The organism is Microcoleus sp. BR0-C5 (assembly GCF_036705045.1).
Classification (GTDB): domain Bacteria; phylum Cyanobacteriota; class Cyanobacteriia; order Cyanobacteriales; family Microcoleaceae; genus Microcoleus.
Map to the genome: position 1 here is coordinate 1 of NZ_JAUBTR010000013.1, position 22,343 is coordinate 22,343.

At 45.0% G+C, this 22,343-nt stretch carries 17 protein-coding genes and 2 pseudogenes; 7 read left to right on the forward strand and 12 right to left on the reverse strand.

Going from position 1 to position 22,343, the window contains the following annotated elements:
• Nucleotides 1-209: 209 nt before the first annotated feature.
• Nucleotides 210-1,937, reverse strand: a complete 1,728-nt coding sequence (locus QUB08_RS08600; protein WP_333224321.1) for a hypothetical protein — start codon at nucleotides 1,935-1,937, stop codon at nucleotides 210-212.
• A 145-nt stretch (nucleotides 1,938-2,082) separates the two neighbouring features.
• Nucleotides 2,083-3,417: a hypothetical protein gene (locus tag QUB08_RS08605; protein WP_333224323.1), complete on the reverse strand. Its 1,335-nt coding sequence runs from the start codon at nucleotides 3,415-3,417 to the stop codon at nucleotides 2,083-2,085.
• A 156-nt stretch (nucleotides 3,418-3,573) separates the two neighbouring features.
• On the opposite strand from QUB08_RS08605, the gene QUB08_RS08610 reads away from it, so the two are divergent.
• Nucleotides 3,574-3,777 (forward strand): hypothetical protein, encoded by a 204-nt coding sequence (locus QUB08_RS08610; protein WP_333224325.1) that lies wholly within the window; start codon nucleotides 3,574-3,576, stop codon nucleotides 3,775-3,777.
• Nucleotides 3,778-3,863: 86 nt separating this feature from the next.
• On the opposite strand, the pseudogene tnpC reads toward QUB08_RS08610, so the two are convergent.
• The 4 genes and pseudogenes from tnpC to QUB08_RS08630 form a co-directional block, all read right to left on the reverse strand.
• Nucleotides 3,864-4,861: pseudogene (tnpC, locus tag QUB08_RS08615) on the reverse strand (IS66 family transposase); the annotation flags it as partial.
• A gap of 70 nt (nucleotides 4,862-4,931) precedes the next feature.
• Nucleotides 4,932-6,086 (reverse strand): ISL3 family transposase, encoded by a 1,155-nt coding sequence (locus QUB08_RS08620; RefSeq protein WP_333224327.1) that lies wholly within the window; start codon nucleotides 6,084-6,086, stop codon nucleotides 4,932-4,934.
• A 27-nt stretch (nucleotides 6,087-6,113) separates the two neighbouring features.
• Nucleotides 6,114-7,344: pseudogene (locus tag QUB08_RS08625) on the reverse strand (ISAs1 family transposase).
• Nucleotides 7,345-8,449: 1,105 nt separating this feature from the next.
• Nucleotides 8,450-11,812, reverse strand: coding sequence for a CHAT domain-containing protein (locus tag QUB08_RS08630; RefSeq protein ID WP_333224329.1), 3,363 nt, complete (start codon nucleotides 11,810-11,812; stop codon nucleotides 8,450-8,452).
• A 308-nt stretch (nucleotides 11,813-12,120) separates the two neighbouring features.
• Between QUB08_RS08630 and QUB08_RS08635 the strand changes: the two genes are divergently transcribed.
• Nucleotides 12,121-13,635, forward strand: coding sequence for a phospholipid carrier-dependent glycosyltransferase (locus QUB08_RS08635; protein WP_333224330.1), 1,515 nt, complete (start codon nucleotides 12,121-12,123; stop codon nucleotides 13,633-13,635).
• A 150-nt stretch (nucleotides 13,636-13,785) separates the two neighbouring features.
• On the opposite strand, the gene trmB is transcribed toward QUB08_RS08635, so the two are convergent.
• The 3 genes from trmB to csaB all read right to left on the reverse strand — a co-directional run bounded on the left by trmB (nucleotide 13,786) and on the right by csaB (nucleotide 16,379).
• Nucleotides 13,786-14,418, reverse strand: coding sequence for a tRNA (guanosine(46)-N7)-methyltransferase TrmB (trmB, locus tag QUB08_RS08640; protein ID WP_333224332.1), 633 nt, complete (start codon nucleotides 14,416-14,418; stop codon nucleotides 13,786-13,788).
• A 148-nt stretch (nucleotides 14,419-14,566) separates the two neighbouring features.
• Nucleotides 14,567-15,319, reverse strand: a complete 753-nt coding sequence (locus tag QUB08_RS08645; protein WP_333224333.1) for a Uma2 family endonuclease — start codon at nucleotides 15,317-15,319, stop codon at nucleotides 14,567-14,569.
• A gap of 22 nt (nucleotides 15,320-15,341) precedes the next feature.
• A complete protein-coding gene (csaB, locus tag QUB08_RS08650; protein ID WP_333224334.1) occupies nucleotides 15,342-16,379 on the reverse strand; it encodes a polysaccharide pyruvyl transferase CsaB in 1,038 nt (345 codons plus the stop codon).
• Between the two features lie 410 nt (nucleotides 16,380-16,789).
• Here csaB and QUB08_RS08655 point away from each other — a divergent pair, with 410 nt between their 5' ends.
• Together QUB08_RS08655 and QUB08_RS08660 are read left to right on the forward strand one after the other, a co-directional pair.
• A complete protein-coding gene (locus QUB08_RS08655; RefSeq protein ID WP_333154630.1) occupies nucleotides 16,790-17,101 on the forward strand; it encodes a DUF2499 domain-containing protein in 312 nt (103 codons plus the stop codon).
• 16 nt (nucleotides 17,102-17,117) lie between these two features.
• Entirely contained in the window at nucleotides 17,118-17,537 is a 420-nt protein-coding gene (locus QUB08_RS08660; protein ID WP_333154631.1) for a lysozyme inhibitor LprI family protein, read from the forward strand.
• Nucleotides 17,538-17,626: 89 nt separating this feature from the next.
• Here QUB08_RS08660 and QUB08_RS08665 read toward each other — a convergent pair whose 3' ends face one another.
• On the reverse strand, nucleotides 17,627-18,046 hold the full coding sequence (locus QUB08_RS08665; RefSeq protein ID WP_333224335.1) for a hypothetical protein: 420 nt from the start codon (nucleotides 18,044-18,046) through the stop codon (nucleotides 17,627-17,629).
• 431 nt (nucleotides 18,047-18,477) lie between these two features.
• Between QUB08_RS08665 and QUB08_RS08670 the strand changes: the two genes are divergently transcribed.
• Nucleotides 18,478-18,600 carry a hypothetical protein gene (locus QUB08_RS08670; RefSeq protein ID WP_333224336.1) on the forward strand — a complete coding sequence of 41 codons (123 nt, stop codon included), beginning with the start codon at nucleotides 18,478-18,480 and terminating at the stop codon, nucleotides 18,598-18,600.
• A gap of 113 nt (nucleotides 18,601-18,713) precedes the next feature.
• Here the strand turns inward: QUB08_RS08670 and acsF are convergent, their stop codons facing one another.
• Entirely contained in the window at nucleotides 18,714-19,787 is a 1,074-nt protein-coding gene (gene acsF, locus QUB08_RS08675; RefSeq protein WP_333224441.1) for a magnesium-protoporphyrin IX monomethyl ester (oxidative) cyclase, read from the reverse strand.
• A gap of 429 nt (nucleotides 19,788-20,216) precedes the next feature.
• On the opposite strand from acsF, the gene QUB08_RS08680 reads away from it, so the two are divergent.
• Both QUB08_RS08680 and rpmF read left to right on the forward strand, forming a co-directional pair.
• Complete coding sequence (locus QUB08_RS08680; RefSeq protein ID WP_333209224.1) at nucleotides 20,217-20,693, forward strand: TM2 domain-containing protein; 477 nt, start codon at nucleotides 20,217-20,219, stop codon at nucleotides 20,691-20,693.
• Nucleotides 20,694-20,870: 177 nt separating this feature from the next.
• A complete protein-coding gene (gene rpmF / locus QUB08_RS08685) occupies nucleotides 20,871-21,044 on the forward strand; it encodes a 50S ribosomal protein L32 (protein ID WP_006632406.1) in 174 nt (57 codons plus the stop codon).
• A 42-nt stretch (nucleotides 21,045-21,086) separates the two neighbouring features.
• Here rpmF and queA read toward each other — a convergent pair whose 3' ends face one another.
• The gene (queA, locus tag QUB08_RS08690; RefSeq protein WP_333224338.1) at nucleotides 21,087-22,226 is read right to left on the reverse strand and encodes a tRNA preQ1(34) S-adenosylmethionine ribosyltransferase-isomerase QueA; all 1,140 of its coding nucleotides are present in this window, start codon (nucleotides 22,224-22,226) and stop codon (nucleotides 21,087-21,089) included.
• Nucleotides 22,227-22,343 lie beyond the last annotated feature (117 nt).

Sequence of the window (22,343 nt, forward strand, 5' to 3'; positions counted from 1 at the left end):
AAACCTTTTAAGTGGACATATAAGGGTAAAGTCTTGGCCGTTTAATGGCCTGTCTATTTCTGCCGAGCTGTACTAGTTCCTAGCGAAGAACGCCAAGGAAGCGTCAGACCCAAACGAGGACGCAAGTCCGCTGCCCTAGATCGCTCCCTAACAACCTGAAAGCTGCGCGGGAAAAGTCCCGGCAGCCGTTCACTTAGGTGCGATCGCTATTAACTCAATCCCTTCAACACATTCAAGAGATTGGTGGCTATTGATGTTGCTGTTTGCAGACTTTCGGCGCTGTCAACAGGAGTTTTTTGGGCGGTATTGACAAATTGCTCTAATGATGATATAAGTTGCGTCTGAACTTGCTTCAGAGCAGCTTCATCAACAACTTGCTCTTGAGTTTCCTGAGCCAAACCCTGTGCCAGATGAAAAGGCAAATGCACAGATTCAATCGTAGGGCGATCGGCGCTGGCATCTTTACTGTCACTGACCACTAGGCGGACTGCTGGATCGCCGATAATGGCATAGTTGCGGGCATCATTGTTAGCCGTCCACATACCAGCCAAACTCTGATTATTGGGAACCGCGCCAAACTTAATCTCTTCTAGCTCAGAGCTGAGGTCGGAGGAGATTTCGGCATAGCGCTCGTCAAAATACTCCACTGCCGATCCTACTGGATGCCCTTCCAGCAGACGCTTAACGCTACTCTGAAAAACTGCGATCTGCCGTTTCTCCGCACTTGAACCACGAATATCTGAACTAGAGAAAGAACAACCCCAAGCTCGATCGACATGACCAATGACAGCGAGGGCACCTCCCTTGGCATGACTCAGGAGTTTCTGCGGCAAGCGAGCAAGAAAGGGATACGGCGCAATATCGGGTCGTTCGGAAAGAAATTTAGAGTGACCGTCGAATTCATCCTTTTGGGGACAGCCAGCACCATAGCAGGCAAAGTGAAAAGCAATCATTCCTAAAAGCCGCGCTTGTTCGCCAATATCGTCCCCAGAAAAATAAAAATCTTCCGGGATCGGCTTTCGTCCCCATTCGCGACCGGGCCAGTCTTGGCACAGCAGTGCGCCTTGGTGGGGCAACTGACGCGGATCGCCGTTGGGAAAGCCCATGCCATGACTGGCAGTGAAAAGCAAACTAGGTGTTTCACTGCCTCCTAGCAATTGCCCCAAGCGGGCTTTGGTTGCTTCTTCTTTGAGAATCGTTTTCACATCCCAGCCGGAATGTTTCTCGGCAACCCATTCAGATAAGGGCTGAATTAGGTCTTGAGTGCTGAGATTAGTGGCAGCGTCTCCAGGGTTGCACACACCGAAAAAGGCTGCGCTAGGGGATAGGGATAAATTGCCAGTTTCAGCTTCTACTACACTGTGAGCGTACTGCGCGTATTCCTGTAGCGTATCAAAGTAAATGCGACCCACTGCGTACTGAACGCTGAGCTGGGACTGAAAGCGATAGGGAATTGTTACTGGATCTCCAACAATCAGCAGGTAATAGGGCATTTTGTCCGGATCGGCAGGACCTGAAGATACTCCCTGACGTGCCAAGAAATTCTTTTTTGACTCGTACTGATTTTTTGCCTTGTCGTAACGATAGCCTTGGGGACCTTTGTATTCCTTATAGTAATCCTCGTGCTGTTGAGTGGCTTGCTGTTTGCGATGGTCTAATAGCTCGCTGAGCGCGTCTCGAATTGCCGGATCGGCATCGTAAGCGAAAATTACCCCCCAACCTGTTTCTGCGAGGTTTTTGGGATCTACTCCCTCTATCGGAGCAAAGCCAGGCTCTTCTATTTGTCGCTTTTTTAGCTGGATATCTTCTAGATTGTCTGGATCGAATTCTTCGCCTTGGGCAATCTTAGATACTTGCTCGGCGCTCAATGGCGGTAGCAAATAATCACCGCTGGCGCCATTAATCCCATTGAAAAATAGCAAATCTTCTTCGTTCATATTTTTGGTTCCTGGTTGGTTCGGCGAATAATCACAATTTGAGTTTTGAGTGAATCAGATAGAAACCCCACAAGCTTTTTTAACAAGGGCTTTCTAAGTTTCTATCCGTTCTCCCAGGCCAAAAAATTGGGTCTAACTCTGGGGCTTACGTGGAATAAGCTGCCGACCATACGGCATGAGCTACTTGCGGCTTGGCAATGTCGCAATGGGCACCACTGGTTGGTCCTCCCAGGTTCGCATTACAAATAAATTCGCTGCTTTCCAGGTTGTAAATTTTGCCCGGTTTAAAGTGATACGAGGCATCGCAGGGGAGCATATTTATGTTTTCCGCTGCGAGGTCATCTCCGCCTAAACCAAAGCTACCAATTCCACCATACTTAGGCAATTGACCGGGGGCAAAGTCCACACTACTAAAGGCAGTCTTTCCAGCTAGGGGGTACATCCTGCCGACTGCATAGTCGAACTGGGAGTGAGTTGTAACGATCGGACCTGCGACTTTACCTTGAGCGATGATTGTATTAAAGTAACCGGGGCGATCGCGTTCGTATGAAATCTTTGAACAATAAGACCAGAGCGATACAGCGCCTTGTACCAACGCCAGAGAATTCACTGGGCGGACTAACGTACCCTTCCCTTGCGGACCGTTGAGGATGGAAGAGACAACAACGCATCCAAAGCTGTGACCCATCAGGTGGAATCGCACCGTTTCTGCAGCGTTCTCTTGCAGTGTTTTTAACAAGTTGAACCCACTGTTCTCACCGATTTTGCGAGCGCGTTCTTTCATTTTCCAATAAGACAGTACCCGCAGGGGGTTCAAAACCTTATCCCAGAAAGAGCTGCTGTCGGTGCTGAAACTTACTGGTTCATCTATACTCGCTTCATAGATGGCTTCTGGATCGAAACCTTCCCAATCCGAACCCGGTGCCGCACCTTCACCTTCGCTACCCAAGTCAGCCTCTTGGTTCAACACTTGGTAGGCGTTGAGTACCTCTGGTGGCAAGCTATCAAGTGTGTTGTCTTCGCTCGCCGCCCTGAGAATTGTTTGCAGGGCTTGCCGTGCTGCTTCAGTGTTAGCAATGCGCGAGGCATATTCATCTACTAACCCCTCAACTGGATCTTCGTCGTTCACGTCAAAGGACACCGAACTTGTCAAATCTTCATCGCCCCAAGGTTTGCTCGGCCAGTGCAGGCCAATCATTAAGGGACGAAATCCCGATCGCACCTGTTTTATTTTTTCAATATCGGCTGTTTGTTTAGCCATAGCGCCAATCCAGTCGTTGTACTGCTGTCGCGCTGCGGGGATGTCACCCATCCACCCGTGGCTCATAAGGAATACATCTGTGATTGGCTCATTGGCTAGTGCTGTGAAGATTTGTTCGCTCAGTTTCTTTCCATCAGCTTCATCGCGTTCATTGCCATCCTTATCAAAGGCAATCAGGTAGTAATTCGAGGAAGTATTAGGTACTTTTTCAATTGGCATGGCATTTATCAATTTTCGGGTGTGGGTGTCGTTTTAGGTGAACTCAAGATGGAAATGTTATCCCAAAGTTTTTTATTGAAAAGTTCCCTCTTATTTGGGGCTGTGCAAGACTAAATTCCTCAAATTCTCAATCAGTCTGCACAAGGTTCCCAATTTATGAGCGAATCGTTCGATCGGCTTTGGGATTACGTGCTGAGTGGCGGTTTATATAGCGCCCTCGCCAATTTCGGTATTTTGTTTGCAGTTGGCATTAAGAAAGCGAGCTGGTATCAAATTCATTCAGAAACCAAGAGAAACGCTCTTGGACGCTCTGTTCTATCTCTGCCTTTACTTGTTGAGGATTTTGTCCTTTTTGAGTAATAAAGACATTATACTGTACCTTTGTCAATTGAGAATTTGTAAGGATTCAGGTCTGAAAAAGGGGAATGAGCTCAGGCATAGCCAAGTCACTCATATTGGGCAGAAATAGCCTCACGGAAAAAAGCCATTACTGAACGAGCTTGAAAACGACAGGTTTGAATCACACTCAATAAATTAGCCGTTTCCTCAAATCGTTTCATCGAACGAGAGCCACCAGAAACTTTCCGTTTCGTGACAGCTAGCCGTAGAGAACGTTCTGCTAAATTATTATCCGGAGGCACCGAGGGGTCATTCAGAAAATACCACCATTGTTCTGCCTTATCTCGTAAGGATTTGAGTAACAAACCTGCGGCATAACCAACTTGGTTCAACCAAGTCCCCAAAGCAAGATTCAATCGTATTTTGAAATCATTTGCCCACGAGTGGTAGGTGAGTAGAGCCCTCGTCTTGCGCCAGGACTCATGGGTTCGAAAAGCTTCATCAATTAATGAAAGAAATATTTGAGCGACTGCTGCATTATTGTTGCCAGGAAGTTCTAGCACTTTCTTGAAATGCCGCCGTAAATGAGCCAGACACTTCTGTTGGGCTGCGATGTTCCCACCATTATAAGCTGTTCTACATTTAAACTGTCTGTCAAAAATCAATACAACTCTTGTGGGACGGGCTTCTAGCCTGTCCTGAATTTCCAATTTAAATGCGTAACAGCTTAAACGCTGAAATCATCTGAGCTTAAGACTCCCGCAAATTCTGTGCCCAGCATGGTTTCTAATTCCACACGTCCCCTGGTATCTGCAGCATGGAATAAACAGAATCCTTCTCCACTCGCCGTCCATAGCCATTCTTTAACCCCCATCACACACCAGGGCGTTTCATCTACATGAACGTTTGATTGCTCCTGGGCCCATTCCCACAGTGCATTAATCGCTGGCTTTACTGCTGCTGCTACTCGTTGATTCGTTTTTTGGAGTGTTCCTACGGACACTTCTATCCTGCCGAGTTCCCACAATAACTCAGTCAGCTTTGCGTAAGAAAGATGTCCATAATTGCCAAGCCAGACTAAGAGTGCTTGGAGATTAACGCTCAGGGTAAGAGCATCTCAATCAGGCTTGACACAAGGATTTGAGGCTCTCCTGAACTTATGGTTATAAGTTTATCTAATCAGAAAAGCAAGCTAATACGCGATTCCTAAAATTATTAAAATTAGAAAAACCATACCCTTGCCGCATTATCAACTTAATCCGATTGTTGATTCCTGACATGACTCCACTTGTGGTGCGATGAAGAAAGTAGTTGCAAATACCCTCAAAATGATTCTCAATTGTTGATGCAGATTCTCTAAAAAATACTTGTGCATGATTGAGCCACTCTTTGATTTTCCTCTGCCCTTTTTTGACCGTCAAATTAGTCTCATATATTTCTCTAAAATTTTCTTTCATCTCATACGCAATTCTCAAACATTCTGATTTTGCTAGTGTCAATTCTAATTTATCAATCTGCTCAGTATTCAAATTTACTCGATTACTTAATAATAAATATTTACTTTGCCTATCTGTTATTCCGGCTGCTCTACGTAACTTATTTAAGTCTTTATTAACTACTTTCATTACATGAAAACGATCGATAACAACTAGGGCATTTGGGAATACTTTTTTGATAACTTTAGGGAATCCCCCCCACATATCAACACTCACTTCCTCAACTTGTTTCCGAACCTCAATCGGCTGTTTCATAAAGATTTCACTGATTTCTTCCGAGCGATGAGAATCAATCATCTCAATTAAATTCCCCTCACAAATGTCACTAACAACAGTCACGAAATTCCCTTGACCTTTTCGCATACTTATCTCGTCGATAGAAATTCGTGTGGTGATTTTCCAATTAGTTTTTTTTTTGGTCTTAATTACCTGCTCAAATATTCCTTTTATTTCGTCATAACTCAGTCCTTCTTCTCGTCCAATTTGCTCCATGCTCGATTGTTTTACACGCTCATAAATATTTTGTTCGTATCGTTGAGTATGCCGTCTTTTAACGTCCAAAAAATCTATTCTTTCTGTGGGATACCGTTGGCAACTAGGACAGTAAAACTGCCGCCGTGGGATTTTCAAATACACAGGACGACCAAAAACAGACAAATCTCTTACTAGAATTGGTCGATTTTGATGCAGTTTTTCGGTATAATGTTTACAATGATGACAAACAATTCCTTCTGATAAAATGCTCAGTCCCAAGAAAATTTTTCCCTCAACTTGAGTACAAGTTTCAACCCTGACTCCAGGCAAGGCTAATAGATAGTCTAGATGGAAGCTCATAACGGTAAATGTATTATTAGGTACATTTTACACCATAAACTCAGGAGAGCCGGATTTGATAATAAGCATCATGTACTCATCACTCATGGCTGCCCGGTTCCTTTTTTGTCTCAAGCTACGCGGTAGGGTGGTTTCACAGATTGAGGGCATTAAGGGCCATCCGTCTGAGCACAGCCAAGTTTTGAGGGCTATTCAATGTTCGGACGCGAGATTTATCCTCATTAAAAGTCACATCTAAAACCCAATGTTGTTTATTTTCAATGCTCCAATGTTCCCGAATAATAGAACCATGTTTTTGAGCATCTACGGTTAAAGAACTTAGATAGAACTGGACTTCATGAGAGGTTCCATTCCACTCTTGTCGAAACCGTTCGACTATAACAACCGTCTGGAGTCCCGCCCATTTATCTTGATTATAAAGACCTCCAAATTCTGAAACGGGAATGGCCCAAACCCTTCTTTTCTCAATCCGGTTATGCCCTTTTTATACTTGACGGTAATCCGTCATTTTAACTCCATCAAATTGCCGACTTGATTGAAGCTCAAACCAAGATTTCACTTGATTGTAAAGAGTCGGGTGATTACTTTTTAAGCAAACTACATAATTAGCTTTTTTATGAACAATCTGTTTAATAATCTCCGTTTGAGTTCCCATTGCATCCATCGTAATAATTGCGCTGGTTACGTCAATTAATTCTAACAAAGCTGGAATGGCTGTAATTTCATTGGAATAGCTGTCTACCTTAACTTGGCCGAGGACTAAACGATTTTCCGAAGCCCACGCTGTCACTAAATGTAAATTTTTTTTGCCCTGATTTCGGTCATAAGACCCCCGAAGACTTTTTCCGTCAATCGGGATAACTTGGTTAACAACTGAACCGATAAATTTTTGAACCCATTGAGTTAAATTCTGTTCTAAAATTTTGGGATCTAATTTTTCAAAAACTCTACGAAACGTATCATGATGAGGAATGCCATTGGGTAATTCTAAAAATTGTTTGAGCCAGGATTGTTTACTTATTCCATAATTTTCCATATCTTCCCATCCGTTACCTCCAGCTATTATCGTTAACAAAGCAATCACTATAATATCTTTAAGTAAGTGATATTTAGTACGGTCAACTCTTGGATCAGGTAGATCATCAAAATAATTCAACAAACCCCCTTCTAGTTCTTGCATAGAAATAGGTTGAGGCTGGGTTTTTTTTTGGGTTTTTAATTTAGCGTTCGCTACAACTGGTGAAAATCCTTTATTCATGGAGTATTCATTCCTATCTTATACTGAGCTTGAGAGTCATTATAGAATCTCCCAGCCAAACCGGCAAGCGATAATACTGCACCCTCATTTTTTTGTCGGTTACATCTGATACTAAATTAGATGCGCTTACCCTGCATCTAATCGCTGCCAAACTAAATGCTCTGTTTCGATACAATGATTCCTCTTCAGTCTTAAGCAAAAAGACACACCCTTTTCCTTGAGCCAGTTTCCCAAATCGACAGAACAAAATTCACGGTCTCCTAAAACGATGACTTTACCCATCTGAAAATAACGGTAAAACTTGCTGTAAATTTGTAGTCTGTTCCTCGAAGTTGCTGCTCCCCAATTTGGGCAACAATGACCAGTATAATGGAAGTGCTCTTCGCTCCCAGATTAAGCTAACCATGAAAAGATTAATACACCCCCATTGACTGATCTCGATTGCGATTGACAAGGTTTGACCGACAGAGCAATAAGTAGTCAACCAGTAAGTAATTAATGGAAACCAAATTAATTCGATTGTTAAATTCGGTAAATCCAAAAATCTTTGTAATTTCCGTCGCCGACTTTCGGCTGTAATTAGACAGGGAAATACTCGGGAGAGCCGCTCTAATCTCACTTGTTTTTCTGATTGCATCAAGGATAGCAAAATTGTCATCACCAAAAACTGAGATGGCGTCAGGTATTTTTGTAAGTGAGTCTGGTAGAATCTTAGTATCATTATTTTTTTGGATAGGCAAGCGTGTAACAACTCTGCTGCCTATCTTTTTTTACCACAAGTTGGCTCAATCCTTACTAGCTATGGGTTTCAGGTGGGTTGTCACCCCCCCAGGGATGAATTAGAACTCGCCTACGCCGTAATTCATGGAGTAGAAGTTAAAGGAAAAAGAGAAGATTACCCTACACAACGTATTAAATTCAAGTCCAGTCACCCGACTTAATATTTTGTTACATACTTATGGATTTTCCCGCCGACCTACTTAGCAGCCTACAAAAAAAATCACAAAAAGCATTCGGTCACATCGCAAAAATTTGCTCGACTATTACCATATAAGATTTATCAACTATTAACCTGACTTGATATCCTAACTGTTTTCCCTAAAATTTATCGCCATTCCCCCTGAAGAGTAAAAGCCGCCCAATAATAAGGAGAACGCCACTCTTCCTGCTTCAACATTTCGAGTTGTGCCGCCCTCAATGCTGCCGCTGGCGTTAACCCTTTTTGCAGCATTCCCTGATAGAAACTCGACATTAACGTAGCTGTTCCTTCATCATCCACATTCCATAAACTCACCACCACTCGCTGAGCCCCCGCATACATAAATCCTCGCGTTAATCCTACCATGCCCTCGCCTTGAATGTTCTGCCCTAATCCGGTTTGACAGGCACTTAACACTACTAAATCGGCTGCTAATTTCAGATTGAAAATATCAGTAAGTCGCAGGAATCCGTTTAAGGGATTGCCCTTTTCATCTACCAGTGACAAGATGATTCCCGATAGTTCCGGGTGAGTGCTATTCGCTAAACCGTGAGTGGCAAAATGAATGATTTTATATTGGCTTAAGTTCTGACTGGTTGCGAAGGCGCGGCTGGCTGCAAAATCCAAAGATGCGGTGCGATAATTGGCAGGAACCAACGCTTGAATGATTTGAGCTTCTTGGCGAGTGAATTTTAAACGGCTGAACTGTATGTTATTGGCGCGGCTAGAGCGGCTTAAACCGAGATTTACTGATTCTATTGCTTGGGGATTGGCGCTATTAGACTGGGTTCTGACTCGTTCATCGTCAGCGCTAAAAACTGGATCGGCGAGCATTGCTAAAGTCCGAGTTGGGGGTTGTCTGTCATTGTAGTTTTGTCTTAAGATTCCCAAGGTGGAAGCGGAAGGCAGCAGCACAATTTCATGGTCTACAATTAAAGGCGAATTCCGATTTGTACCGGGTGTTTCGGGGAGTGAGAGGGCGGCAAAGGGGAGGTAATTGAGAATGCCATCGCCAACAATCAGCAGGCGTTTTTGACCTAGTTGTGCTGCTACAGGCTGTAAAATAATTTGACTAAGCGTGTTGTTAGCTTCAGCAACTCGATCGGGAATGTTTCGGTAGAGCGGGCTAGTCACAGCATCGCGGAAATTGCGGGCTGCTTTTTCTATTTCGGCACGTTTGGGCAATTTATAACTGGTGATACTGGTTTTAGTCACAGCCCACAGATAGCTGCGCTCTTTCCCTAAAGAATACTGGAGTAAAATTGTATTCTGATCGAGGATTTGTTGTTGAATCTGTGCCACGGTTAAAGGTTGCGGTTGGGTGAGAGTGGCGTACCGGGGACTGGTGGAGCGGATTAGGGCTTGAATGTCCTGATATTGTCCTAGTAAAGTTTGCCGTTTTTGGTCTAATTCTGCTTTTTCTGCGGGGGTATGATGGGGGCGGCTTATAGTTTCGATTCGGCGTGTTTCTAAGGCATCGAGTTGCTGTTGTAAATTGCGTTCTTGCTGCAATAACTCCGGGGCGACACCTTGGCGAATATCGGCGTTTGCTTCTTGAAGAAGTTCCAATAAAGTGCGGGCGCGGGAGCGTTCGCTGGCTTCTAAGGCTTTGCGATCGTAACCAGATTTGGGATTGGTTTTGTGCAGTTCCATTAACAGGTCAATGTAGAACTGGTAATAGTCTTGTACCGTGGCAAAGTATGAGAGGCGGAGCTCGTGGTTGGTAATTTTGGTGCGGAGGTTTTCGATGATTTTGATGGAGGTTTCAATGTCAGTGAGGGCTGCGATTAAATTGCCTCGCTCGCCTTTGATATTAGCCATATTGTAGAGGGTGAGAGCTTCCCCAGGACGATCGCCCACAGCGCGAAACAGCGGCAGGGCTTGGTTGAAATATTCTTCTGCTTTCTGCTGTTTTCCCAATTCTGAGTAAGTAGTACCTGTATTGTTGAGGGTGAGGGCTTCTCCACGCCGATCGCCCACTTTTGGTGTCAAATCGAGGGCTTGTTTGTAGTAGTCGAGGGCTGTTTGTTTTTCTCCCAAATCTGAATAGACTAAGCCAATATTGTTGAGGATAGTGGCTTCCTTAGCCCGATCGCCCATAGCCCGGAATAAGGGAAGGGCTTGGTTAAAATACTCTTTTGCTTTCTGTTTTTCTCCCAAATCGTTGTAGGCTAAGCCGATGTTGTTGAGTGTGGTGGCTTCCGCAGTGCGATCGCCCCAAGATGTGTCGCTGTTTGCGGGTAGGTTCGAGATGTTGCTGAGGTTGATACTTGCTTCAGGGCGATCGCGCATTTCCCGAATTAGGGAAAGGGCTTGGTTATAGTAGTCGATGGCTTGCTGTTTCTCTCCCAAAGCATAGTAGACGGCCCCAATGTTGTTGAGGATGGGGGCTTGCATATGGCGATCACGTATAGTCTGATGCCAAGAAAGAGCTTGCTTGTAGTAGTTCAGGGCTTGCTGTCTGTCTCCTAATCTATTAATAATGAAGCCGATTTGATTCAGCGTGTAAGCTTCGTCCTCCCAATTTCTAAGCATTCGATAAAGCGATCGCGCTGCATCAAACTTTTGCAATGCCTCGTGGTAAGATGCTGCTGTTTCCTGAGCGAATAGTCGCCTAGCTTCCTGAACCAATCGCTCGGCTTCATCTGTTTTTTGATTTAATAGTTGTTTGTTTTTCTGAATTAATCGCTCGGCTTCCCCATCCGGGATTTGATTTCTACTGAGATCGAGGGTTGTCAGATATACCAATCCCGCTAAAGGTTGGGCATCTGCGATTTGATTTCTACTGAGGTGTAGGGCGGTCAGATTTGTCAATCCCGCTAAAGGTTTGATATCTGCGATTTGATTGGATTCTAGGAAAAGCAGTATCAGATTGGTCAATCCCGATAAGGGTTTCACATCTGCGATTTTATTGCCACTCAAATAAAGAAAGTTTAACTCAGTCATTCTCGATAAAGGTGTCACATCTACAATTTGATTAGATGCGAGGGACAGCCCTGTTAGATTAGTCAACCCAGCTAAAGGTTTTACACCTACGATTTGATTGGCTTCGAGGAAAAGCTCTGTCAGATTAGTCAGCCCCGATAATGGTTTCACGTCTGAGATTTGATTGAAATTGAGGACGAGGGATCTCAGATTAGTCAGTCCCGATAAGGGTTGCACATCTGTTATTTGATTTCTACTGAGGTTGAGCTTTCTCAGATTGGTGAATTTTGATAATGGTTTGATATCTACTATTTGATTGCGAATCAGGGAAAGTTCTGTGAGATTAGTCAGTGCTGTTTGAGCGCGATCGCACTCTTGTGTTTTTGCTTTTGATAGCAACACCTCCACCGTATGTCTGGCTTCAGGGGTCAAATTCTCTTTGTTGGTACAGAAATCAGCAAAGCTTTCAAATGTCTGGGGATTTGGCGCGGCGGCAGAGCCCATCAGCATAGTCGCACCTACAGCTAACCCCCAACGCCCCCCAATCGAAAGTATGGGATTCATAAGCACTCACTCAAAAAAGACATGATTAGCTGCTATCATAATCTATCGCACCTTGTGATGCCCGCTTTTCCTTCCGGCTTGCTAATTAGATGGGGAGCATTTGGTGAAACAATAGTGGCTACTGCTTCTCGCTGCACTCTCCAAGCATTATTAGAAACCGGGTTTAAGAAACTGGGTATTTCCAAAAAACCCGGTTTTTTATGAAAATTTCGGTTTCTGCACAAGTCCTATCTTACGTTAATCTTAACTCAGGAATTTTAAATTAGCGATCGCCCTCAAATTTAGGATCTATTATTTGCTGCTGTGTTATGAAAATCAAAAAACAACAATTTAACAAATCGAATGTTATTTTCTCCCTAGCCATGCTCGGCATTTTTCTCTTTTCCTTAACTTTACGCTTTTGGGAACTAGAGCGATTTAACACTTTAGTATTTGACGAGGTTTATTACGCTAAATTTGCCAACGATTATCTCACCAAAACTCCTTTTTTCAACGCTCACCCGCCGCTGAGCCAGTACATAATTGCGATCGGCATTGCGATCGGCACTCACCTTCCCTTCGGCAAAACAGCCGTCAACAGTATGGCTGGCTCCCTGCTTTCCCCTTGGGATTACCGCTGGCTGAATGCTCTCACGGGTTCCTTTATTCCGCTAGTTGTGGGAGCGCTGGCTTATCAGCTAGTTCGGCGCCGCACCTTTGCTTTTATTGCTGCTTTATTTATCGCCTGCGACGGTTTGTTTTTAGTTGAGTCTCGCTACGCGCTGAACAACATTTATTTAGTTTTGTTTGGAATTTTAGGTCAGTTATTTATTTTCAAATCCGTAGAATCCCAAGGCAAAAAGCGCTGGCTTTGGCTGGTACTCGCCGGAATAGGTTTCGGCGCATCTGCGGCTATCAAATGGAACGGATTATGGTTTCTTTTTGGTACTTATCTAATTTTAATCTGTGCTTGGGCAGTTCGTTTTATCCAGGGTAACAGAGGAAATGAAGAACAAAGCCGCGAGGTAGATTCACCTCTAATTCCAGCCGAAAGCCCAGTCCAAAAACTGACTAAACTCAATTTTATAGAACTCTGTTTGAGTCTAGCTATTATTCCTATTCTAGTTTACAGCATCTCTTGGATTCCTCACCTGCACTTTAATCCAACTCCCAACTTCTGGCAGATGCAAACGGAAATTTTGACTTATCACCAGCGGATTAAAAGCGGCCCCGATGTACATCCTTACTGTTCCACGTGGTACAGTTGGCCTTTGATGCTGCGCCCCATAGTTTACTTCTACAAAACTGCTAGCAGCAATGCCCAACCAGATCCGGTTTTGCCGCCTTTACCTGAAGGTGCAACTCATGCAATTTTTGACGTTCACGCAATGGGAAATCCCTTCCTGTGGTGGCTGTCAACCTTAGCTTTAGTGCTAGTAATAGGACTTTTAGTTCACCGGATTTTGGTGTGGCTGCAAACGCGCAGCGAGGCTTCTGTTGACGCGATAGAACAGCAGCGGCCGATTTTGTTTCCGCCGACTGCTGAAATGTGGCTGGCGTTATATTTAATAGTTAATTGGGCCGCTAATTTGCTGCCTTGGGTGAAGGTGACTCGCTGCATATTTTTGTACCATTATATGGGCTGTTCTGTGTTTGCAGCCTTAGCACTTGCTTGGTGGGTAGACAGGTGGCTGCACAGCCCTCAAACTCGACTCCGAGGGATGGGGGTAACAATTCTTTTTCTGGTTTTGGGTGCTTTTATTTTCTGGATGCCTATCTATTTGGGACTGCCTTTGTCGCAAATGGAATGGAAAATTAGGATGTGGCTGCCGTCTTGGGTTTAAGTTAGAAATAATTATTTTGTTAACGGGCTTTCCGGCCCGTTCCACAAAGAAAATTAAGTTTTGTGGAACAGGCATCTTGCCTGTTCCTAACCAAGGTGCAAGATGTAAGTTATAACATTTATTACCAAGGTAAGTTTGCAAAAACGAGCATTATTTTTGATACAGTGCTCGATAAACTGGTTCGCCCCGTTTCAGAGTCGCAATTTCTCTTTCAGTAGCCACAGGTAGGGGATTTTCGGCTAACCATTCGCCACCATTTTGACGTTGAAAACTAGGGTGAGATGAAAAGCGATCGCACATTTCCCTTTCTACTTCCTCAATATCTGACTGGATAAAAACTTCGCCACCAATTGCCAGATAAGTTCCCAATTCATTGACTAATTCCTGCTGTACCACCCGCCGTTTGTGGTGCTTTTTCTTGAACCACGGATCGGGAAACTGAATGCTAACTCGCTGCAAAGTACCTGCGGGTAAAGTTTCTAAAATTGGTTTCAGGGAACTATTCGCATTGCAAAACAAATAGTGCAAATTTGTCAAGCCTTTTTCGTCCCGCCACAGATTCGCCTCCTCTACCAGAGGTTCCCGAATTTCTAATCCGAGAAAATTCCAGTCAGTTTGTACTTGCGCCATGTGCCACAAAAACCGCCCTCTGCCGCAGCCGATATCTAAATGCAGCGGTAAATTTAAGTCGGCATAGATTTTAGTCCAATCCGGGGGGGTTGCAGATGCTTGATATCTAATTGATAGGGGATTGACGTGTTCCCGCACTCTTACTCTTGCCAATTTTGCTGTCTCCTGAATGTAATTTTTAACCGCTGATGAAGGCTGATTAACGCCGATAAATATTGATGTTTGCGATGTAGTTCAATACTTTTTAATTAATGACCAATTAAAACTTTTCCTCGGCAAAGTTTAATTGCTCATTATTGCATTAGGCTTCTGGTTCAATGCCTGCTGCTCTTAATTGGGCGGCTAGTCCATCGGCCCGTTCTCGTTCTTGTTCAGCTCGATGTTGAACAATTTCTATTTCTTGCCTTTCCCTTTCTACCATCTCTACTCCCCACAATAACATCTCTCCACTCTCATCCCACCACCGCAACCAATATCCCGTTCTTTCGGCTTTTGTTCCGTGCCAAACACCCAGAAATAACCCAACTCCTGAAATCCAATAACGACCGAAAGCATCGGGTAGTTGTACTTCATACTTTCCTGATGAATCCAAGTGGTAGACTTCTAAAACTCCGGCGGCTGGTTCAAAAAGTGCATAGACTGGAACGCGCAATATTTGCTCGTAAAAATACCATTTTCCAGGCGGATAAGTTTGTTTACTAGAATATTCATCGTTGGGACTAGCTGACAAAAATTCCATGACAATCGCCGGGACTTCTCCTTCTAAGTTGGGAGTATAACTGCGGCGAATTTCTTGACTCTCAAGTGGTTGTACGTTGCGGGCATAAAACCAATCGGGAGCTTTAATAACTAGCTTGCCGTTTAATGTAGCGCAAATTCCCATGTTTGGGGCAACTAATATTCCTGTTACAATTAGCCCTGCGATTTCTAAGATTTCCCGCAAGGCTGCAGCGAGCAAGGGATGATCGATATTTTCCACTGGTTCATCGTCTAAAATGAAGTCGTCTGGCAATTTTTTCCAGGTAATTTTTAAGTCGGCTGTACTAACTGTCATTGTATTTCACCTCTGAATGAGATTACTGGATCGCGGCGCGCAATACTTCGCGATGAAAGAGCGATCGCTCTACTATAAATTTTATCCTGTCTGGCGATAAGGCGTCGCCGTTAGCATAGTGTTCGATCCAGGTTTTGCTGATTAAATAAGGATCTTCTGGCAATTCTGATAATAAGTATCCCGGCATTTCTAACTCATCCATCAATTGACTGACTTTGGGATCGTAGCTGAGAGCAAAACAGCGGCATTCTTCGGAGGCTGCCATAATTAAACTGTGGTAGCGCATCCCGATCGCCATTTCGACTCCCCGGAATACTCCTTTCAACTTTCTCGGATCGTCTAAACTGAGGATACGGCTCCTTTGCGGCAGGGCTTCGTGCAAATGTTGGGCAATTTCTAAGTCGTGAGACGCTTGAAAAGGCAGCAGCAAAATTAAGGTGCGAGTTGCTTTTTGAAAGTCAACTAAAGCTTGAGTTAAGATTGACAAACGCGCCGGAGTTAGTGTAGGATGAGAACGCAAACAAACAGCAACTCTGGGTGCAGGTAAATCCCACAAACCCGACACGGGGGAATTCTCTAAAGCCCACACCGGATCGGGCGCTAAAGTAAAGGGAATTTTCCAATCTGCAAGTAAAGTAGCTGAACCTTTATCCCGCACGCTGACGGCGGTGCATCCAGCAAAACAGCGCTGAGATAACTTGCGAGTCATTTCGCGCTTCAAAGGCCCAATTCCCTGGGCCCAAGCAACAGTTTTTAAGCCCATCTGCTGCGCTAATCCCATCAAACCCCCATAATAGAAAGGGCTCGCAATGCTAGTTGCGTCTTGGATTAAACTACCCCCGCCCCAGATTAGCGCGTCGGAGGTGCGGAGTGCTTCGAGAACTTGAAAGGCATTCATCCGATCGCGCGCAGCTACCCCGTACCGCTGATTTGTCTCGACAGGATTGCCAGACAGGACGATCGGCGTCACGCCATCTGGTAACATTTGCAGTAGCGATGCCAACAGCGCCTCGTCGCCGCCGTTGCCTTTACCGTAATAGCCGCACAAAATTGCTCGCATTTCTACTCTTTTCTTTGTTTGTGATGGGGAATCTAACTATTTTAGATTTTAGATTTGGGATTTTAGATTTTTTTGAGATTAGAAATTTGATAATACTACTACCAAAAAAAATGATACTGTCAGCAAGCTTCAAGGCTTTACGTCATCAGTCAGCTCAAATCACAAATCTAATAAAATCTCCAATCGCTAATCTAAAATTGTATGACCAGCCCAAAAACAGGTACAAGCCCCGACTTAAGTCGTGGATGCTCCTAAAATTTTAGACCAAAGCTCAAGCTCCAAGATTCATCTGTGGAGTAAATCTAAGATCTAAAATCTAAAATCTAAAATCGACTGACTCATCATACTTTATATGAAAGTTGCGTAAGTCCCGATCGATAAATCTTTCATCTTCGTTCAGAATACAAAAAATGCACGCTTTGTCAATTCCCACCTGGATTATTCACGTCTCTAGCGTCGTCGAGTGGATTGCCGCCATCTGGTTAATTTGGACTTACGGCGAAGTCACTCAAAACCGAGCTTGGTGGGCCCTTTCCGCCGGAATGCTGCCCGCTCTCGTCAGCGCTATGTGTGCCTGTACATGGCACTATTTTGACAACTCTCCCGCCCTAGAATGGATTGTTACCCTGCAAGCGGCGATGACTCTCTTCGGCAATTTTACTCTGTGGGCTGCAGCTTGGTGGATTTGGCGATCGGCTCAACCAGAAAAAATTAAAGATTGAAAAAGAGGTAAATATTTTGAAAAAAATCACTATTTGGGTCAAATTAGCCGCGAGTTCGCTGTTGTTAACCGCAGGATTTTTACTTCCCAGCCAAGCCAGCAACACTTCCTCGCAACTCGCCCAACAGCCTAACTGCAAAAGTCCTCAAACTACACAGGAGCAGAATGCGTGTTCCAGTCAAGAGTTTCAGGCAGCAGACAGAAAACTCAATCAAGTATATCAGCAACTTCAGCCGAAACTCAACAGCAAACAAAAGCAAAGATTGATAGTAGCACAGCGTAGTTGGCTCAAGTTTAGAGATGAATCTTGCAATTATGAAATGGGGCAGTTTGAAGGTGGAACTTTGGCTGCTTCTACCTACGGTTATTGCAGAGCGAGGGTGACACAAGAACGGGTTAAAGACTTGGAGCGTTATTTGCAACAAGCAAGTTTGTAAAAGTTCGGTTTGTGGCACAGGCGTCCCGCCTGTATTTGTGGCACAGGCGTCCCGCCTGTATTTGTAAAAAAATCTAATTCACCAATCTTTCAGAATTGCAATGCCACATAATTAGTAGCAATTAAACCTGCCTCAATCAACAATCCCTCGAAACTGTCAACCAGTCCATCAAGACAATGTATAATTTGGCGATCGCCCGCAGGTAACGAAATAGAATTAGTTAGACTGTGAATCTGGCTTTCCCAATCTTCAGGCAATTTTGAACACAAAGCTGTTGCCCGTTCTACCAGACGCTTTTCGCCCGGATGAGGGAGAGAATTAATAGCAAAAACAATATCAAAATAACTGCCTAAAAAAGAGGCTGTTCGATGAATAATACTTACTGAATCGCGGCGCAAAACAGCGGATTCTAGCTGGTGGCGGAATGAAAAAATCGGGTGGCGCAAAATCGGATAATTTTTGGCAATTATGGCTCGCAATTGCTGAAACGAACCGTCTCTGTCATACAATGATACTGAGGTGAGAACGTTCCACCAAAAACAGGTTTAATAACCTATTGATACCAGGGTAAACGCATCTTAACTTTCACCCCAAATATGCTACAGTTAAATCCGAGTAAATTTTTATGTAGTTTTTTGTAGTTTATTGGTGCTATCAATGGCAAGACGTTTTAGTAAAGCTGTAACTTACCAACAAAAACAAATAGATTCATTGCCTTCAAGGAATATTTTAAATACCAGTTTTTGAGAGCCTTTTGCTTTCCTTGAAAGACCCAAGAATAGAAAGAAGTAAAGAACATTTGCTCAAAGATATTAGATCGATTGCGATTCTAGCTGTCCAGACGCGGTGCAGACGGAGCGGTTCGGAATAGAAGCCTATGGTAATCCCAAATATGAATGGTTAAAAAGCTTTCTATAATTACCGAATAGTATACCATCTCATGACACATTTAGTCTCCTTCTTTGCCCGAATTGAACCACAACAGTTTCAAGAATGTTTTTTGAGTTGGGTAAATGCCATAGTCGGGGAATTAGAACTAAACGTCCTTCATAAAGTTCCTTAATAGAATTTGAAACCAGATCGCACGCCGCCAATGAAAACTAATCTAACATCATACCAAAAAAAGCGGCTCCGCTTGTCGCAGAACCGCCGTCACAGAGGATGAAAAATCAAAAATTAACGCACAGCGCCCTGTACTGAAGGTGATTCAATTGTCTTCATGAAGTACAGCTTCACTAATTGCCAGCCGTTCGACAGATACAAAGGCAACTTTTGGAAAAACTGCAAGAATTTCGGAGTATTAGAAGCAACAATTGCAGTCAACTGCTGATTGTTCTTGAGGCAAACATCCAGGCGTTCATAAAATTCTGGATTGTTCACGTCGAGCATCACGGGGAATACGCGGCCTGCTGTTTCGTTGGTCTTTTTAATCACTTCGATGTCGTATTCGCGAGCATCGAGACCGAGCGATCGATAAAAACCCGCGCGCTGGATATCATTGAGATACATTGTCGCGAACACTGACAGCAAGAAGAAACGGCACCAAAGCTTAGCGCGCCAATCATTCAACATCTGAGGCTGAGCTCTCATCACCGCATCGAAGAAATCTCCGTGACGGTTTTCATCCTGGCACCAATTTTCAAAGAATCGGAAAATCGGATAAATCTGGTCTTCAGGATGCGCTTTTAAGTGCTGGTAAATCGTGATGTAGCGCCAATAACCGATCTTTTCCGACAAGTAAGTGGCGTAGAAAATAAACTTCGGCTTAAAGAATGTGTAACTGCGGCTCTTGGTCAAGAAGCCCAAATCCAGGGACAAACCAAAGTCCGACAGCGCTTTGTTGAGGAATCCGGCGTGCCGCGCTTCGTCGCGGGACATGAGCAAGAAACCTTCGGCAAGTACCGGATTTTTGTCCTTGAGCTTGCGTGCCAATTCTTTGTAGAGCAAGAAGCCAGAAAACTCAGCGGTGCAAGAGCGTTCGAGGAATTCAATGAATAATTTGCGCTTTTCGCCGTCGATGTGTTCCCAAGATTGATCGAACTCGGCATCGCGCACGAAGTGGGTTTTGTTGTAGTCAACGCGGAACTCTTTGATAATTGCTTGGAGTTCGGCTTCGTTTACCGAGATGTCCATTTTGGCCATCTCGTCAAAGTCTGTTGTGTAAAATCTCGGTGTGAGAATAGTTTCTTTGGCTGGGGTTTTCGCTTCTTGCGGCTCAGCAAAAGCGGGTTTTTTGAGGGAATCTACCATATGTTTATTGGATTTCTGCTTATAACTACTCGCTTGTTTCAATTGTCGGCTACTGCGGGCGATCGCGCTCGTGTATGTCCGGCCAGCGCTGGCGGCGCGCTTCGTTTGGCGCTCCGTGTGGAATCCAGGTCTAAGCTGCTGTAATTTCCACGCCCTCCAGTTTACCAAGCTCTCGCTCGCGTAAATATGTTGCTGGCGTTAAGAATTGCTACGCAAAATTACTCATGGGCATGGGCATGGGGCATGGGGCATGGGGCATGGGGCATGGGGCATGGGGCATGGGGCATGGGGCATTGGTAGTAAATAACCAATAACTTCGGACAATTCACAAATATCTGCTGGTGTCAAACTGTTCAAACACCAGATAGAAAGTACAAAATGTATAAAGGGACTCCAATTCTTAGAATAATCAGGCAGGACGGTCAGAAAATGAGCAATTTAGGTGTTAGTTACCTTTTATGGGCAGCTTGTTTTTTCGGCCCATTCGGACTCCACCGCCTCTACAACGGCAAGATTGGTACGGGCTTGCTGTGGCTGTTTACCTTTGGTTTGTTTGGGTTTGGGCAATTGTTTGACTTGCTGCTGCTGCCGAACATGGTGGACGAACGCAATGCCAGTCTCAGGGGCAAACTCGGCGTATCTCGCGAAGGTATACCGCTATATCCAGTCAGCGGGGCGATCGCCGCGACATACCCCAAGCCAACTCCAGACCAGTTAGGGGTTAAACTCCTGAAGGCAGCTTATACCAAGAACGGAAGATTATCTGTCACCCAAGGGGTGATGGCAACCGGCGCTACTTTTGCCGAAGTGGAAGAGGCTTTCACGGCAATGCTCAAAACGGGTTATGTGAGTATTGAGAACGATGCCGTAACTGGCGTCGTGATCTACCACTTTCACGAACTTTAGCTGCTGCGGGTGCGTTACCTAGGGGATTTTGTCTATTTTTCCAGAAGCTAATCGCTGACGCACCCTACTACTTGATATTGGTTGGTGAGCAGTTATTGCGGTTTTTCGAGTAAGCATTACCGGCAAAATCGGCTAGAATGTTTGTTTGTCTATATAAGCAAGCAGAAAGTATTTGTCATGGCAGTCCCTAAGAAGAAAACCTCCAAATCCAAGAAGAATATGCGTAAGGCCACATGGAAGCGCAAAGCTGTAGTGGCAGCTCAGAAAGCTCTGTCTCTGGGCAAATCAGTTCTGACTGGGCGTTCCAACAGCTTCGTGTATCCCGGCAATGAAGAAGAGGAGGAAGAATAGAAACGGAATACCGGGCATGGGGCGAACCCGATGCCCGATCGATCAATCCTTTTTTGCTTTTGGTAAAATCAGCATGGCATCGCCAAAAGAATAAAAGCGGTACTGTTGCTCGATCGCTTCTCGGTACAAATCCAACAGCCGAGGCCTTCCAATCATCGCACTTACCATCATCATCAAAGTAGAGCGGGGCAAGTGAAAATTGGTAATCATCCCCTCTACAACCCGCCACTTGTAACCAGGGTAGATAAACAAATTGGTCGGGCCGCAAAAAGGTTGCAAGGAAAAATCGCCACTCGCGGCGGCGGCTCCCTCTAAAGCTCGCACTGCTGTGGTACCCACGGCAATGATCCGCCCGCCTCTGGCTTGAGTTTCCCGGATTTTATCAACGGTGGCGGCGGGTACTTCCACCCATTCGCCGTGCATTTTGTGAGCCGTCACGTCTGCCACCTCCACCGGGCGAAACGTCCCTACTCCGACGTGTAAGGTGACAAAAGTTTTTTCGATTCCCCGCTGTTCCAAGCGGCTGAACAATTCTTCGGTGAAGTGCAGGCCTGCTGTGGGGGCAGCCACGGCCCCAAGCCGATCTGCATAAACAGTCTGGTACTGTTCCGCTGAAGCTTGGGAATTTTCGATGTAGGGCGGCAGGGGTACGTGGCCGTATTCGTCCAAAAACTTCGCCAGATTCTCATCTGTGGGGATGTCAAACTCCAACAGCCGTCCCCCTGTTGCGTCGTCCCTGTCTATAACTGTTGCAGTCAATCGACGACGATCGGGCATCGTGGCATCGGGAAGGCAACAGCAAGGAGCTGTGGTCGAGTCCTCACAGGCAGGGGCGATGGGATCAAACTCAATTTTTGCTCCCAACTTTAAGCGTTTCCCCGGTTTAACCAAAGCCAGCCAACAGTTGTGCTGCCGTTCTTCCATCAACAATATCTCTACAGCCGGGCCGTTGGGTTTGTGCCCGTAGAGCCTCGCTGGCAGCACGCGGGTGTTGTTGAGTACCAGCAAGTCGCCCGGTTGCAGCAAATCGGGTAAATCCCTAAAAATCCGGTGTTGGTGGCTGCTGGGAGAATCTACAGCCAGCAAGCGAGAACTGTCCCTCGGCACTACGGGATTTTGGGCAATGCGTGAGGGCGGGAGTTCGTAGTCGTAGCCGTCCAAAGACCAGTCCATCTCTGTCATCGAGTGAATTCCTGTGCGATCGATCTGTCAACTGGGTAACAAATTGGGTAAAAACCCCCATTCAAAGTCGGGTGCTTTTCCCCTTGTGGTGGCGGGTAGAGTCCGCGACGATAGAGG